This is a genomic window from Dactylosporangium sp. NPDC000244 (genome assembly GCF_040300725.1).
GTDB lineage: Bacteria > Actinomycetota > Actinomycetes > Mycobacteriales > Micromonosporaceae > Dactylosporangium.
Window position 1 is genome coordinate 37365 of record NZ_JBEPEH010000040.1, and the last position, 14728, is coordinate 52092.

At 71.0% G+C, this 14728-nt stretch carries 12 protein-coding genes; 7 read left to right on the forward strand and 5 right to left on the reverse strand.

The features are described from left to right. Positions 1 to 7 precede the first annotated feature (7 nt). From dhaM to rny, 7 genes are all read left to right on the forward strand, one after another. Complete coding sequence (dhaM, locus tag ABT369_RS43800; protein WP_350622011.1) at positions 8 to 400, forward strand: dihydroxyacetone kinase phosphoryl donor subunit DhaM; 393 nt, start codon at positions 8 to 10, stop codon at positions 398 to 400. Then, the gene (locus ABT369_RS43805; RefSeq protein ID WP_350622013.1) at positions 384 to 638 is read left to right on the forward strand and encodes an HPr family phosphocarrier protein; all 255 of its coding nucleotides are present in this window, start codon (positions 384 to 386) and stop codon (positions 636 to 638) included. The genes dhaM and ABT369_RS43805 overlap by 17 nt, the downstream gene beginning before the upstream one ends. Then, positions 628 to 1848 carry an MFS transporter gene (locus tag ABT369_RS43810; protein ID WP_350622015.1) on the forward strand — a complete coding sequence of 407 codons (1221 nt, stop codon included), beginning with the start codon at positions 628 to 630 and terminating at the stop codon, positions 1846 to 1848. Before ABT369_RS43805 ends, ABT369_RS43810 begins: the two co-directional genes overlap by 11 nt. Positions 1849 to 1857: 9 nt before the next feature. Next, positions 1858 to 2058 carry a DUF3046 domain-containing protein gene (locus ABT369_RS43815; RefSeq protein ID WP_350622017.1) on the forward strand — a complete coding sequence of 67 codons (201 nt, stop codon included), beginning with the start codon at positions 1858 to 1860 and terminating at the stop codon, positions 2056 to 2058. Between the two features lie 156 nt (positions 2059 to 2214). Next, positions 2215 to 3264, forward strand: a complete 1050-nt coding sequence (recA, locus tag ABT369_RS43820) for a recombinase RecA (protein ID WP_350622019.1) — start codon at positions 2215 to 2217, stop codon at positions 3262 to 3264. Between the two features lie 1033 nt (positions 3265 to 4297). Then, positions 4298 to 4954, forward strand: a complete 657-nt coding sequence (locus ABT369_RS43825; protein ID WP_502891902.1) for a regulatory protein RecX — start codon at positions 4298 to 4300, stop codon at positions 4952 to 4954. 1284 nt (positions 4955 to 6238) lie between these two features. Then, positions 6239 to 8020, forward strand: coding sequence for a ribonuclease Y (gene rny, locus ABT369_RS43830; RefSeq protein ID WP_350622023.1), 1782 nt, complete (start codon positions 6239 to 6241; stop codon positions 8018 to 8020). Positions 8021 to 8387: 367 nt separating this feature from the next. Here the strand turns inward: rny and ABT369_RS43835 are convergent, their stop codons facing one another. From ABT369_RS43835 to ABT369_RS43855, 5 genes are all read right to left on the reverse strand, one after another. Further along, the gene (locus ABT369_RS43835) at positions 8388 to 11096 is read right to left on the reverse strand and encodes an ABC transporter substrate-binding protein (protein ID WP_350622025.1); all 2709 of its coding nucleotides are present in this window, start codon (positions 11094 to 11096) and stop codon (positions 8388 to 8390) included. A 54-nt stretch (positions 11097 to 11150) separates the two neighbouring features. Beyond that, on the reverse strand, positions 11151 to 12020 hold the full coding sequence (locus ABT369_RS43840; protein ID WP_350622027.1) for an amino acid ABC transporter permease: 870 nt from the start codon (positions 12018 to 12020) through the stop codon (positions 11151 to 11153). Next, positions 12017 to 12673 (reverse strand): amino acid ABC transporter permease, encoded by a 657-nt coding sequence (locus tag ABT369_RS43845; RefSeq protein ID WP_350622029.1) that lies wholly within the window; start codon positions 12671 to 12673, stop codon positions 12017 to 12019. Before ABT369_RS43845 ends, ABT369_RS43840 begins: the two co-directional genes overlap by 4 nt. Positions 12674 to 12755: 82 nt before the next feature. Beyond that, entirely contained in the window at positions 12756 to 13718 is a 963-nt protein-coding gene (locus ABT369_RS43850) for a glutamate ABC transporter substrate-binding protein (RefSeq protein WP_350622031.1), read from the reverse strand. Positions 13719 to 13828: 110 nt separating this feature from the next. Beyond that, positions 13829 to 14572, reverse strand: coding sequence for an amino acid ABC transporter ATP-binding protein (locus ABT369_RS43855; RefSeq protein WP_350622033.1), 744 nt, complete (start codon positions 14570 to 14572; stop codon positions 13829 to 13831). Between the last annotated feature and the right edge of the window lie 156 nt (positions 14573 to 14728).

Consider the following 14728-nt stretch of genomic DNA (forward strand, 5'->3'; position numbering starts at 1 on the left):
GCCTGGTATGGCGCAACTGGTGGGGATCGTGTTGGTGTCGCACAGCGAGCGGCTGGCCCACGGCCTGCGGGACATGCTCGTGCAGGTCGCGGGTGAGGAGGTGCCGATCGAGGCGGCGGGCGGGACCGACGACGGGGGGCTCGGCACCAGCTACGACCGCATCCTCGTGGCCATCGACCGGGCCGACCGCGGCGCCGGGGTGCTCGTGCTCACCGACCTGGGCAGCGCCGTGCTCACCGCGCGTACGGTCCTCGAGGACCGGGTCGCCAACGACGCCGTGCTCGTCGACGCGCCGTTCGTCGAGGGCGCGGTCGCGGCGGCGGTGCTGGCCGGCACCGGGGCCGCGCTCGACGCGGTCACCGAGGCGGCGGTGGAGGCCCGCGATGTCCGCAAGCTCTGAGCGCTCGGTGGTGCTGCCCGAGGATCTGCACGCCCGGCCCGCCGGGGCGCTGGTGCGGGCGGCGGCGCGGTTTCGCAGTACCGTCGAGGTGATCTTCGGCGAGAAGTCCGCGAACGCCCGCAGCGTGCTCGCGGTGATGGGGCTCAACGCGACGGCTGGCTCCACGGTGCTGGTGCGCGCCGCCGGCGAGGACGCCGCCGAGGCCGCGGACGCGATAGTGTCTGTGCTTGCTCACTGAATCGGCCCCCGTCGACCTCGCGTCGCTGCAGCGCCGGACGCTCGGGCTGCTCGTCGGGGCGCAGATCGTGGGCGGGCTCGGCGTCGCCAGCGGTGTGTCCGTCGGGGCGCTGCTCGCCTCCTCGCTCGCCGGGCCCTGGGCCGCGGGCATCGCCGGCAGCTGCGCGGTCGTGGGCGGGGCGGTGATCGCGATCCCGGCGACCCGCCTGATGCGCACCGGCGGGCGGCGGCCGGGGCTGGTGTTCGCGTACTCCCTGGGGTCCCTCGGCGCGCTGCTGGTCGTCGTGTCGGTGTGGGCGGCCTCCGTACCGCTGCTGTTCCTCGGCACCCTGCTGTTCGGCGGCTCCAGCGCGGCGAACCTGCAGTCCCGCTACGCCGCCGTCGACCTCGCGGCGCCCGATCGGCGGGCCCGCCACCTGTCGGTCGTCGTCTGGGCCGCGACGGTCGGGGCGGTCGCGGGGCCCAACCTGGCGCCGCTGACCGATCGGCTGCTCGGGCGCTGGGGCGTGCCGGAGTACGGCGGGCCGTACCTCTTCAGCGTGCTCGCCTTCGCGCTCACCGCGATCGTGATCTTCGTGGCCCTGCGCCCCGACCCGCTGCTCACCGCCGGGGGCACCCGGCCCGGGGAGAAGGCCGTCTGGCGCCAGGCCGCCCGCACCATCCGCGACAGCGCCGGCGCCCGGACCGGGGTCGCCGCCGTGGCGGTCGGGCACGTGGTGATGGTCGGCGTGATGTCGATGACGCCGGTGCACATCGGGGAGTACGTCCACGACCACGGCGACCTGCTGCGCGTTGTCGGCCTCGTGATCAGTGTGCACATCACCGGGATGTACGTGCTCTCGCCCGTCATGGGCCTGCTCGCCGACCGGTTCGGGCGCCGTCCGGTGATCCTCGGCGGGGTCGGGCTGCTGGTGGCGGCCTGCGCGTTCGCCGGGACCGCGGGCTCCGACACGGTCCGCCTCTCGATCGGGCTGGCCCTGCTCGGGATGGGCTGGAGCGGCACCATGGTGGCCGGATCGACGCTGCTGTCGGAGTCGGTGCCGACCGAGCAGCGGGCCGGCGTCCAGGGGCTCTCCGACGTGATCATGGGGGTCGCGGGGGCCTCGGCGGGCGCGTTGTCCGGGGTAGTCGTTGATTTCTTCGGGTACCCCGTGCTGGCGCTCCTCGCCGGGGTGACCGTGATTCCGTTGATCGCCCGTGTACTCCGTTAGGTTGACCCCGTGCGTCTGACAGATTTTTGGCAGCGGCTCGAGGAGGTCTTCGGGCCCGCATACGCCCGAAGCATCGCCCACGACCAGGTGTTGTCCCAGCTCGGCGGCCTGACCATCGAGGAGGCGCTCGCGGGTCGCTTCGATACCGCGGAGGTGTGGCGCGCTGTAGTTGCCGCATATCCGGAGCGTGTTCCCGCACGTCTACGCTGATGTTTTTCGGCGTGTCGGCGTGCTAATCGTACAGATGTACGGGTACTCTTCTCGCTCGTTGGGCGTCGCTTCGAATTTTTTGTCATACCCGGCGCTTAACGTGTCAGCGTGACCAAGCGAACGCCGACGAAGACCGCGAACCCAGGGGTGACGGACATGGCAGTGCAACCTGACCGGGAGAAGGCGCTGGGACTCGCCCTCTCGCAGATCGACAAGCAGTTCGGCAAGGGCTCCGTGATGCGGCTCGGCGAGCGCGTTCTGCAGCCGCAGGCCATCATCCCGACCGGCTCCATCGCCCTTGACGTGGCGCTGGGCATCGGGGGCCTGCCGCGCGGCCGCGTGGTCGAGGTCTTCGGCCCGGAGTCCAGCGGTAAGACCACCGTCGCGCTGCACGCGATTGCCAACGCGCAGGCCCAGGGCGGCATCGCGGCGTTCATCGACGCCGAGCACGCCCTCGACCCCGACTATGCCAAGGCCCTCGGTGTCGACACCGACGCGCTGCTCGTGTCCCAGCCCGACACCGGTGAGCAGGCCCTCGAGATCGTCGACATGCTGGTGCGCTCCGGCGCCCTCGACATCATCGTCATCGACTCCGTCGCCGCCCTCGTGCCGCGCGCCGAGATCGAGGGCGAGATGGGCGACAGCCACGTCGGCCTCCAGGCCCGCCTCATGAGCCAGGCGCTGCGCAAGATCACCGGTGCCCTCAACAACTCCGGCACCACGGCGATCTTCATCAACCAGCTCCGCGAGAAGATCGGCGTCATGTTCGGCAGCCCGGAGACCACGACCGGTGGCCGCGCGCTGAAGTTCTACGCCTCGGTGCGCCTCGACGTGCGGCGCATCGAGAGCCTCAAGGACGGCACCGACGTCGTGGGCAACCGCACGCGCGTCAAGGTGGTCAAGAACAAGGTGGCCTCGCCGTTCAAGCAGGCCGAGTTCGACATCATGTATGGCAAGGGCATCTCGCGCGAGGGCTCGCTCATCGACGTGGGCGTCGAGCAGTCGATCATCCGCAAGTCCGGCGCCTGGTACACCTACGATGGCGACCAGCTCGGCCAGGGCAAGGAGAACTCGCGCAAGTTCCTGCGCGACAACCCCGACGTCGCCGCCGAGATCGAGAAGAAGATCAAGGAGAAGCTCGGGGTCGGCGTCGGCCAGTCCACGGACGCGGCCGGTGGCCCGGAGGCGGCTCCGGTCGACTTCTGATCCCGCTCGCGTCGCGCTTGGTCGCCGTCCCTGACGGCGTGGCTCTCGCCGCTCTAGCGGTGGCGTTGCTCGCGTCGCCCTCGCGGCGGCGTGGCTCTCGCCGCTCTTGCGGTCGCGTTGCTCTCGTCGCCGTTGTGGTGGCGTGGCTGTCGTCGCCCTCGCGGCGGCGTTGCTTGAGACCCCCGGTGCCGGTCCAGTGGGCCAAGCCGCTCGGGGCGGCACCGGGTCTCTTGCTCGTGCTTGTTGTGCGTGGAGGTAGGGCTTGTCCGGCGAGGACGACGAGAACCCTTGGCTTGCGGCCGAGGGGTCGAGGGAGCCGCGGGCGGCTCGCCGCTCCGATCGGTCCGTGCCTTCGGTGGCGCCGTGGACTGATCCCGGTGGCTCGAATCCTTGGACGACGCCCTCTTCCGGCTCGCCTTCCGCTGCCGCTTCCACTGCCGCTGCCGTTGCCGGTCCGGCTTCGGTGGACGAGGTTTCTCGGCCGGCCTGGGAGCTCGAGCCTGGGAATCCCTGGGTGGCGGCCGATGATCCCGCGCTGTCGGACGCGGCTCGTCCTGTGTTCGAGCCGGGGCCGGGCAATCCGTGGGCCGATCCTGGCTCCGCGCCGCCTAGCCTTCCGCCTTCCGGCCCGGCTTCGGACCGGGCGTCGAAGTCGCTGCCGTGGGCTGATTCCGACTCGCCCTCTGGTTCATCTTCGGGTGGGCGTCGGGCGTCGAGGTCGCTGCCGTGGGCTGATTCCGACTCGCCCTCTGGTTCATCCTCGGGTGGGCGTCGGGCGTCGAGGTCGCTGCCGTGGGCTGATCCTGACTCGCCCTCCGGCTCCTCCTTCTCCTCCGGCGGGCGGCGGGCCTCGGGAGCTGCGTCGCGGACACCTGATGACCCGGCTGCCGGCTCCTCCTCCGGCGGGCGGCGGGACTCGAGGTCTGCGTCGCGGACGCCTGGTGATTCGGCTGCCGGTTCCTCCTCTGCCGGTTCCTCCTCTGCCGGGCGGCGGGCCTCTCGGTCGTTGCCGTGGAGTGCCCCTGCTTCGGACATTTCGGAAATTCCCGATTCGCAGGCCGGAGACGCCGACGAGCGCACCGGGGGCGATGGGCGGCGGGGGCGGCGCGGGCGCGGCAAGCGGGATCGCGATGCTCCGCCGCCGAAGCCGATGGACCCGCGGGAGGCGGCCCGGGAGATCTGCCTGCGGCAGCTCGCCGTGCGGCCGCGGACCAGGGCCGAGCTCGCGACCGCGATGCGCAAGCGGGGTGTCGAGGACGAGATCGCGGCGGAGATTCTCGACCGGTACGACGAGGTCGGCATCATCGACGACGCCGCGTTCGCGCACGCGTGGGTGAGCAGCCGCCATCACGGCAAGGGGCTCTCGCGGCGGGCTCTCGCCGGCGAGCTGCGGCGCAAGGGCGTCTCCGCCGACGAGATGGGGGAGGCGCTGGAGGAGCTGACCCCGGACATGGAGGCGGAGACCGCGAAGGCGCTCGTCGTGCGGCGCCTCCGGAGCGAGACCCGCGCCACTCCGGAGGCCGTGTTCCGGCGGCTGGTCGGGATGCTGGGCCGCAAGGGGTACCCGCCCGGCCTCGCCATCCGCCTCGTCAAGGAGGCCATGGCCGAACGCGACGACGCCGCCGAGTTCGCGGACTCCATCGATGCCGACGCGCTCGCTGACGCCGCCCTGGACCCGGATGCTCAGTAGGCCTTCGCCTCGTCAAGGAGGCCGTGGCCGAGCGCGACGACACTCCATCTACGCCGACGCGGCTCTCGACCCGGACGCTCGGTAGCCCTCCGCGATCTGTCGATCAGCCATAGGGCCGACACTGCCTGCGACGACCCCGGACGTGTTGCACGCTCAGTGACCGTCGGGCCGGTCTGGGGTGATGGGTGTCGATGCCGATGTTGGTGGCGCACACCGTCTGTGGTGGAATGGTTGCAGCACCGCGCGGAGGCTCGTGTGCGCTCCGATTTCGAGCAGTTACTTGCTGTGGAAGTTTTTACCCGCGCAGCGACCGACATGCCGGAAAGGTCCCCACAAACGTGGCCGCTGGGGTGTTTCGGCTGGCGACGGTACTTGACGGACTTACGTCCCGTATGGTGCCCGATCATGAGTCCTTGACCGAAGCGCCCTTCACGACCTAGCCTCGGCGTTACCAGATGGAGACCGCCCAACCACCGCGGGTTTACCGCACAACATAGATCGCGTCACAGATCAGCATCACTTACTTGATCCATAGCGGATATGAGCGCCACGCCTTGCGGGAGGTGTCGGCGCTAGCAGCGACCCAGCAGCGGGGCCCCTTGGGCCTCGATATCGATATACCTTGATGCGCAGTGGTCGGGCGTCTCCTCCATAACCCCCGCCGTCGCAAGATGCGCGGCGCCGAGCGGAGCGAGGTGACGTCGTGACGGAGTGCGCTCGTGTCATCCTCTGCGACCCCGAAGGCACTGGCGGCCTGGCGGCCCCGGGAGCCGGCGCGGGGCGACCCCGCGACGGCGCGCGATCGGTCACGGCCGCCGGCGCCGACGGCGATGAGGGCGACAGAACTCGAAGCGCTGAGCGAGCCCGCGATGGCGCGCGATCGGTCACGGCCGCCGACGGCGACGGCGACGGCGACAGAACTCGAAGCGCGGAGCGAGCCCGTGACGGCGCGCGATCGGCCACACCCAGCGCGCCGCGCGCGGAGCGTCAACGGTTCGAGGTGGTGCGGACGGCGCCCCCAGCCGTCGGGGATGGTGATGTCCGCGGGCGAACCGCGCACATCGGCCTCGAGCGGCGAACCCGGGCGGCCGGCCCAAGTAGGGTGGCTACGGGGGGCGAGACCGCCCGTGCGGACAGGGCGGTGGGCGTGAACAGAGCGTCAGGTGCGAACCGGGCACGAGTGGTGCCATGGCCCGGCCTTGGCTCGCGACCCGCCCTCGACCGGACCGTGCGGGAGCGGCCCGGGATGTCGGATGACGCGGCGGCTGTGCGGCAGGTGGCGGCGTGACCGGGGTGCAGATCGCGTTGACGGTGGCGCTCACCGTCCTCGTGGTCGTTGTTGTGGCGGTGCTCGTGGTGGCGCTGAAGGTCGTACGCCGGCTCGGGGGCACCGTTCCCGCGGTCGCGCCCGTCGGGGACGACCCCGCGTTCCTGGCCGAGAAGGATCGGCAGGAGCACTCGCTCGCGTCGTTGCGTACGGCGGCCGAGGACGCCACGGCGGCCGTGGACGAGGCGCGGGCGGCGGCGGCCGCGGCGCGCACCGAGGCGGCGGCCGCGAAGGCCGAGGCCAGCGCGGCCCGCTCGGAGGCGCGGCGGATTATCGACGGGGCCCGGGCCGAGGCCGACTCGCTGCTCGAACGCTCGCACCGGCAGGCCGAGACCGACGCCGAGCAGGCTCGGGCGACCGCGCGGCGGGCCGGGGAGCGCGAGGTCAACCAGCTCACCGCGGTCGCCAAGGAGCAGTCGCAGGACGCCGAGCGCCGGCAGCGCCGGCTCGACGAGCGGGAGCGGCTGCTGGCCGAGGAGGCCGAGCGGCTGGCGGAGCGGGATCGGCGCATCAGTGGTACCGAAGCGGATTTGTTGGAACGCGAAGCGTCCTTCGCCCGGAGGGAGTCCGAGCTCGCCGAGGGCGAGGAGCGGCACCGGGAGGAGCTGGAGCGCATCGCCGGGCTGACCGCCGACGCGGCCCGGGTCGAGGTCGTCGAGACGATCGAGGCGCAGGCCAAGCGCGAGGCGGCGCTGCTCGTGCGGGACATCGAGAACGACGCGCGCAACACGGCCGAGCAGCGGGCGCGGCACATCGTCGTCGACGCGATCCAGCGGGTCGCCAGCGAGCAGACCGCCGAGAGCGTGGTCAGCGTGCTGCACCTGCCCAGCGACGAGATGAAGGGCCGGATCATCGGCCGCGAGGGGCGCAACATCCGCGCGTTCGAGTCGACGACCGGGGTGAACCTGATCATCGACGACACGCCGGAGGCCGTGCTGCTGTCGTGCTTCGATCCGGTACGCCGGGAAATCGGACGGCTCACGCTCGAGAAGCTCGTGCTCGACGGGCGGATCCACCCGCACCGCATCGAGGAGGTCTTCGACCAGGCCAAGCACGAGGTGGAGCGGCTGTGCCAGCGTGCCGCCGAGGACGCGCTGGTCGAGGTGGGCATCACCGACCTGCACCCCGAGCTCATGACGCTGCTGGGGCGGCTGCGGTACCGCACGTCGTATGGCCAGAACGTCCTCAAGCACCTCGTCGAGACCGCGCACATCGCCGGGATCATGGCCGCCGAGCTGCGCCTGGACCCGCCGCTCATCAAGCGGTGCGCGTTCCTGCACGACATCGGCAAGGCGCTCACCCACGAGGTGGAGGGCAGCCATGCGCTGATCGGGGCGGACGTCGCCCGCAAGTACGGCGAGCACGAGGACGTCGTCCACGCGATCGAGGCGCACCACAACGAGGTGCTGCCGCAGACCATCGAGGCGGTGCTCACCCAGGCCTCGGACGCGTGCTCCGGCGGGCGCCCGGGGGCGCGGCGGGAAAGCCTCGAGGCGTACGTCAAGCGCCTCGAACGCATCGAAGAGATCGCCGGTGGCAAGTCGGGCGTCGAGAAGGTCTTCGCGATGCAGGCGGGGCGCGAGATCCGGGTCATGGTCCGGCCCGACGACGTCGACGACATCGGGGCGGCGGTGCTGGCCCGCGATGTGGCCAAGCAGATCGAGGAGGAGCTGACCTATCCGGGTCAGATCCGCGTGACGGTCGTGCGCGAGTCCCGGGTCACCGAGATCGCCCGCTGACCCGCGGGCCGCGTTCGCCGCGGCTTCGGTTTCGGCTTTCGCGTGCTCGCGTTCTGCTCGCGCGGCGGCGATCTCGCGTGCTGGCGCGGCTTCGACCCGCGTGCCGCACCGACTGCCGGCTTCGTGGGCTCGCGCGGCGGCGGCAGCCCATGTGCCGCGCCGGCGGCGGCTTCGCGTGGCTTCCGACCCACGTGCCACGCCGCCGTTCCAGTCGTGCGGCTCCCGACCCACTGGGACGCGGCGGCCTCCGTAGGCCGGGAGGCCCCAGGCGCGCGTTTGCGCAGCCCAGCCACCATCGCCCGGAAAAATGCTGATAAAGGAGAAAAGTCCGGATCACGAAGTGTCCGGACTTTTCTCTGTCAAGCCGTCACAGCGGCGCGATCGCGGAGTCCCCCACGATGAAGTCCTTCTTGACCTTGTACGCCCAGATCACCGGGTCCGCCCCGTCGAGGTTGCCGCTGCCGTCCCACTTGATCTCACGCCCCGTCGTGGCGCCCTTCGCCTTGTACGTGGCCATGAACTTCAGCATCTCCTCGCGCGTGCCCTTCCCCGCGAGGAAGCCGGCCAGGTAGACCGCCGCCGCGTCGTACGCCTCCGGGCCGTAGAAGCTGGCCTGCGCGCCGAAGGTGCCCTGGTACTTCGAGGCGAAGTCCGCCCCCGCGTCCTTCGACGGCACGCACGGGCACGTCACGACCACGCCCTCCGCCTTGCCCTCGGTCTTGGTCACGAAGCTCTGCGTGAACAGCTTGTCCGAGCCGACGATGGGCAGGTCCGCCTTGGCCGCGCGCAGCGCCTTGACGAAGGGGATGCCGTCGGCCGACTGGCCCGCGAAGTACACCGCGTCCGGGCTGGAGTCGGTGACCTGCTTGACCGCCGAGGCGAAGTCGGTGTCGGTCTGGCGGATCGAGACGGACACGCCCGTGGCGCTGCCGAGCACGTTGGACACCTCGGTGCGGCCGATCGTGCCGTAGTCCGAGTCGTCGTACACGATCGCGGTCTTCTTGGCCTTCAGGGTGTTCTTGATGTACGCCGCGCCCGCGCGGGCCTGGTCGGCGTCGGAGCCGATGCCGCGGTGGAAGGTGGCCCAGCCCTGCTTGGCGAGGCTCTCGTCCGGCGCGAACGGCGTGATCATCGGCAGCTTGGCCTTCTCCAGGATCGGGCCGGCCGCGAGGATCTCGTTGTCGTAGACGGGGCCGACCACGCCGATCACCTCGGGGTCGTCGACGGCCTGCTGGGCCTTGGTCTTGCTGCCGTCGTCGGTCCCGGTGGTGTCGAACTCCTTGAACTCGACCTTGCAGCCCGCGTGCGCGGCGTTGAAGTCGTCGATGGCGAGCCGGACGCTGTTGCGCATCATCACGCCGTCGTCGGAGTTGTCGCCGCTGGACATCCCCAGGTACGCGATCTTGTGCCCGCACGCCGGGGACGCCGCCGGGGCCACGACCGGGTTCGTCGGGCCGGGGTCGGGGTCGCCCGAGCCGTTGCGGTTGGCCGCCCACACGATCCCGCCGACGATCAGCAGCAGCGCGAGGGTGCCACCGCCGACGGCCGCGATCAGCCCTCCGCGTCGTTTCGTCGGCGGTGGTACCGGCGGATAGCCCCCCGACCACGCCGGAGCGGGGCTTGCCGGGATCGCGGTCACCGGCTGCGGCACCGGAGCCGGACGCACGGGCTGCTGCGGCATCACCGGCTGCGCGGGCGCGGGGAAGCCCACCGGCGGGCGCGGCTGCGGCGGCTGCGGGTGTACGGGCTGCGGCGGGACAACCGGCATCGCGCTCGTCTGGATCAGCGGCGGCAGGTGCGGCGTGTTCGACGGCATGCTGAACCCGGGCGACACCGGCTGCCCCGACACCGGCGCGGCCGACACCGGGGCCGCGGCCACGTCGCCGCTGAGCTCGTGCGCGCGGGTGCCCGACGACGGGCCGCCCGAGGTCGGCACCGGGGCGCCGGAGATGGGCGAGGTCGCGCCGCCGGCCGCCCCCGCGACCGCCGCCCGCCCCGTCGGCGGGGCCAGGTGCAGGGCGCCCTCGGCGACGACGAGCTCGGGCTGCTCGATCGCGGTCGGGGCCAGCCCGAACGCGCGGTGCAGCAGCGTCGCGGCGAGCGGGATGCGGCTCGATCCGCCGACCAGGAACACCGCGGAGATGGGCCGGGCGCCGAGCGCCGCCGCGGTGACCGCGATCTGGGTGGCGGTGACGGTGCGGTCCAGGATCGGGCGGGCCAGCTGCTCGAGCTGCTCGCGGCCGATCGGGACGCTCTCGTCGAAGAGGGGCACGTGTACGTACGTGGTCGCGGCCCGGCTCAGCATCTCCTTGGCCAGGCGCGCGTCCTCCCAGAGCTGCCACGCGGCGCGCCGGTCGGTCTCGCTCTCCGGGTTGGTGAGGCGCTGCCAGCGGTCGCCCTCGCGGCCGGCGAAGTTGCGGCCGAGGTAGGCCACGACGGCCGCGTCGACGTCGAGGCCGCCCGCGTCCGGGAGGCCCTCGCTCGCGAGCACGTCGAAGCCCCCGCCCGCGTTGCGGCGCACGACGCTCGCGTCGAACGTGCCGGCGCCGAAGTCGTACACCACCGCGACGCCGCCGACGGGCACGTGGGTGCCGACCGTGCTCACGAAGTACGACGCCGCCGCCACCGGCTCGGACGACAGCAGCGGCTCGGGGAGCCCCGCGGCGATCGCGGCGCGGGAGAGCGTCTGGCGCCGCTGCGGCGGCCAGGTCGCGGGGTGGGTGATCATCACGTGGGCGGGCTTGGCCCCGGCGACCCGCTCGGCCTCGGTCGCGACCCGCCGCAGGACGCTGGTGACGAGGTCGGCGACGGCCACGTCCCGCTCGCCGAGCCAGACGGTGCCCTCCTCGACGCGCCGCTTCGGGTAGGGCTCGAACCGGTGCGGCTGGAGCCGCGCGGAGTGGACCGCGTCACGTCCGGTCAGGATGCTGCCGTCGGCGTTGACGTACACCGCCGACGGCAGCAGGGGCGAGCCGTCGAAGAGGAGGGGCTTGGTGCGCCCGTCCGGCCAGCGCAGGACCCCGACCGTGGTCGAGGTCCCGAAGTCGATGCCCAACCGGAAGCCAGTGTCCGCCACTCGCGCAGCGTACGCACCGGACGCAACCTTGCCAATCGACTCAGAAGGTGCCGCTCAGACGATCGGTGTGCCGGGCTCGTTGGTCAGCGGGACCGGCGGGGCGGTCGTCTTGCGCCGCCTGCCGCCCATGAGGCGTTTCTGCAGCCAGAAGGCGAACCAGGACAGCAGGCCGCAGGTGCCGATGTACATCGCGGCGACGATCAGGTAGCTGGGCACGTACGGCAGGCCGAAGGGCAGGCGGCCGCCGATCGACTTGCCGACGTACAGCAGCTCCGGCAGCTGGATGAGGAAGCCCAGCGCGGTGTCCTTGAGCAGCACGACGACCTGGCTGACGATGGCCGGCAGCATGGCCCGGATCGCCTGCGGCAGGAGGATGGACGTCATCACCTGGGTCTTGCGCATGCCCAGCGCGTAGGCGGCCTCCGACTGGCCCCTCGCCACGGCGTTCACGCCGGCCCGGAAGATCTCGGAGAGCACCGCGCCGTTGTAGAGCGTGAGCGCGATCACGAGCGGCCAGAACGGGCCGACCTTGTAGCCGAGCTGGATCGGGCCGTAGTACGCGAAGAAGATGAGCACGAGCAGCGGGATGGCCCGGAACAGCTCGACGACGAACGAGGTCGGGGCGCGGAAGTACAGGTGGTCGCTGAGCCGTCCGGCCGCCAGCAGTGCACCGAACAGCAGCGCGAGCACGGCCGCGGCGCCGGCGGTCTTGAGCGTGGTCAGGTATCCGTCGAGCAGCTGCTGCTGGATCGCGGCGTACTCGAACTGCTGCCACTTGATCGAGTCGAACTGGCCGGTGTCGTTGAAACGCAGCACGATGTAGACCAGCAGCGCCACGATCCCGACGAGGCTCACGGCGCCGAGCAGGCGGTTGCGCAGCTTGGCCTTCGGGCCGGGCAGGTCGTAGAGAAGGTTCGAGCTCATCGGGCGACCCCCCAGCGGTTCTCGAGCCGGCGCTGCATCACGATCAGCGGCAGGACCAGGATCAGGAAGCCGATCATGATCCAGAGGATCGTGTAGATCTGGTTCTCGCCGCGCTCGGAGAGGTACGCCTGGATCGCGCCCGCCTCGGCAACGGAGAAGCCGGCCGCGACCGTCGTGTTCTTCAGCATGGCGTTGAGGACGCTCACCATCGGCGGCACCACGGTGCGGAAGGCCTGCGGCAGCACGATGAGGCTGAGCACCTGGCCGAAGGTCATGCCCAGCGCGCGGGCGGCCTCGGCCTGCCCGACCGGCACCGTGTTGATGCCGGCGCGCAGCGCCTCGCACACGAACGCGCTCGTATAGGCGGTGAGCGCGATGCAGGCGCTGGGGAAGTAGTCGATGTTGACGTCCAGCTTGGGCACCGCGAACACGAGCAGCGCGAAGACCAGCGTCAGCGGGCAGTTGCGCAGCAGCAGCACGTAGGTCGTGCCGAAGCCGCGCAGGGCGGGCACCGGCGACACGCGCATCGCGGTCAGCAGGGTGCCGAGCACGAGCGAGGCGACCCCGGCGATCAGGAACAGCTGGATCGTGACCCAGAAGTGCTGCCAGATGGTGGTCCAGTTGTCCGTGAGGACATGTAGAAACTCGTTCATCCGCTGCCCATCGGAAATGGATCGGAGGGGGGACCTATGCGGGAACGCCGCCCCGAGTGGGGCGGCGTCCCGGTCAGTGGGGTCAGTACTTCTCGAGCGGCGGAATCGTCGCGGACGAGCCGGACTTGCCCAGCGTGCCGTCGTAGATCTTCTGCCAGGTGCCGTCCTTCTCCGCGGCCTCCAGCGAGGCGTTGACGAAGTCGCGCAGCGCCTTGTCGTCGTGCGACAGGCCGATGCCGTACTTCTCCGGGTACGCCTTGCCGGTCGCCGGGTCGGTGAACGGCTTGCCGACGACCTTCAGCATGCTCGGGTTCTGCGCCGCGTAGCCCTTGAGGATCGCGTCGTCGGTGGTGACCGCGTCGACCTTCTTGTCGATCAGCTGCGACACGCACTCGGAGTAGGTCTTGAACTCGACGATGTTGCTGTCCTCGGTGAGCTTCTGGTCGCGCACCCGCTGGATCGGCGTCGAGCCGGTGGCGGAGCAGACCTTCTTGCCCTTGAGCGACTCCGAGCCGGTGATGGACGTGTCGTCCTTGCGCACCAGCAGGTCCTGCGCGGCGATGAAGTACGGGCCGGCGAAGGAGACGTCGGCCTTGCGCTTGTCGGTGATCGAGTAGGTGCCGACGTAGTAGTCGACCTCGCCACCCTTGATCGACGTCTCGCGGTTCGCGGACGCGACCTCCTTGTACTCGATCTTCGCCGGGTCGATGCCCAGCTTCGACGCGATCAGCTGGGCGATCTCGATGTCGAAGCCGCAGCGCTTGCCGGAGGCGTCCTTGTAGCCGAGGTTCGGCTGGTCGAACTTGACGCCGACGACGACCTTGCCGGCCGACTTGATCTTCGCGAAGGTCGGGCTGCCCGCGATGTCGACGCCCGTGGCGGGCGTGAGCGTGGCGCCGGACGAGGTGCAGGCGTCGCTCGCCGCGGCGGGTGCGCCGGACTGGCCCGGGGTCTCCGGGGTGGGCGTGCCCTCCTTGCCGCAGGCGGCAAGGCCGAGCGAAAGCGTGGCGACGGCGGCCATGGCCGCGATGCGCGTGATTCGCATGTTCTTGTGTGCTCCTTCCATATACCTCAGGCCGTCCGGCGGACCGTACGGCCGCGTGGCACACCGGGGGTGGTGCGCCGTCTCCCGTGTATCGAGATGGTGCGTGAACGTCAGTGCGTGAGGATCTTCGAGAGGAAGTCCTTGGCCCGGTCGGTGCGCGGGTTGGCGAAGAAGTCCGCCGGCGTCGCCTCCTCGACCAGCTGCCCGTCGGCCATGAACACGACGCGGTTGGCCGCGTGCCGGGCGAAGCCCATCTCGTGGGTGACGACGACCATCGTCATGCCCTCGCTGGCCAGGCCGGTCATCACCTCGAGCACCTCGCCGACCATCTCGGGGTCGAGCGCGCTCGTCGGCTCGTCGAACAGCATCGCCTTGGGCTGCATGGCCAGGGCGCGCGCGATCGCGGCGCGCTGCTGCTGGCCGCCGGAGAGCTGGGCCGGATACTTCTCGGCCTGCGCGGCGATGCCGACCCGCTGCAGCAGGCTCATCGCCCGCTCGCGGACCACGGCCGGCTTCTCCTTGCGGACCTTTACCGGGCCGAGCATCACGTTCTCGAGGATCGTCTTGTGCGCGAAGAGGTTGAACGACTGGAAGACCATGCCGACCTCGCTGCGCAGCCGCGCGAGGGGCTTGCCCTCGGCGGGCAGGCTGGTGCCGTCGAACACGATCTCGCCGTTGTTGATGGGCTCGAGCCGGTTGATCGCACGGCAGAGCGTCGACTTGCCGGAGCCCGAGGGTCCGACCACCACGACGACCTCGCCCCGCCCGATCGACAGGTTGATGTCCTTCAACACGTGCAGCTCGCCGAACCACTTGTTCACGCCACTGAGCACGATCAAAGGCTCGTCCGTCATGTCCCTGCCCCACTGGAATAGCGACGCTTGTCTTCCCGTCTGGTGCGACTGACGTTAGCGGGGCAAAGGCTCTTGATCCGCGACACAGTGGTCACGGGGCGATAACGACGTCCGAATTGCGCGGACGTGTCGCTGACGGCTTGCTGTCGCCTCGGT

Excerpts from the sequence above, each read along its gene's own strand:
- recA (WP_350622019.1), top strand. The coding sequence starts at position 2,215 with ATGGCAGTGCAACCTGACCGGGAGAAGGCGCTGGGACTCGCCCTCTCG.
- ABT369_RS43845 (WP_350622029.1), bottom strand. The coding sequence starts at position 12,673 with ATGAACGAGTTTCTACATGTCCTCACGGACAACTGGACCACCATCTGG.
- ABT369_RS43855 (WP_350622033.1), bottom strand. The coding sequence starts at position 14,572 with ATGACGGACGAGCCTTTGATCGTGCTCAGTGGCGTGAACAAGTGGTTC.
- ABT369_RS43840 (WP_350622027.1), bottom strand. The coding sequence starts at position 12,020 with ATGAGCTCGAACCTTCTCTACGACCTGCCCGGCCCGAAGGCCAAGCTG.
- ABT369_RS43850 (WP_350622031.1), bottom strand. The coding sequence starts at position 13,718 with ATGCGAATCACGCGCATCGCGGCCATGGCCGCCGTCGCCACGCTTTCG.
- ABT369_RS43805 (WP_350622013.1), top strand. The coding sequence starts at position 384 with ATGTCCGCAAGCTCTGAGCGCTCGGTGGTGCTGCCCGAGGATCTGCAC.
- dhaM (WP_350622011.1), top strand. The coding sequence starts at position 8 with ATGGCGCAACTGGTGGGGATCGTGTTGGTGTCGCACAGCGAGCGGCTG.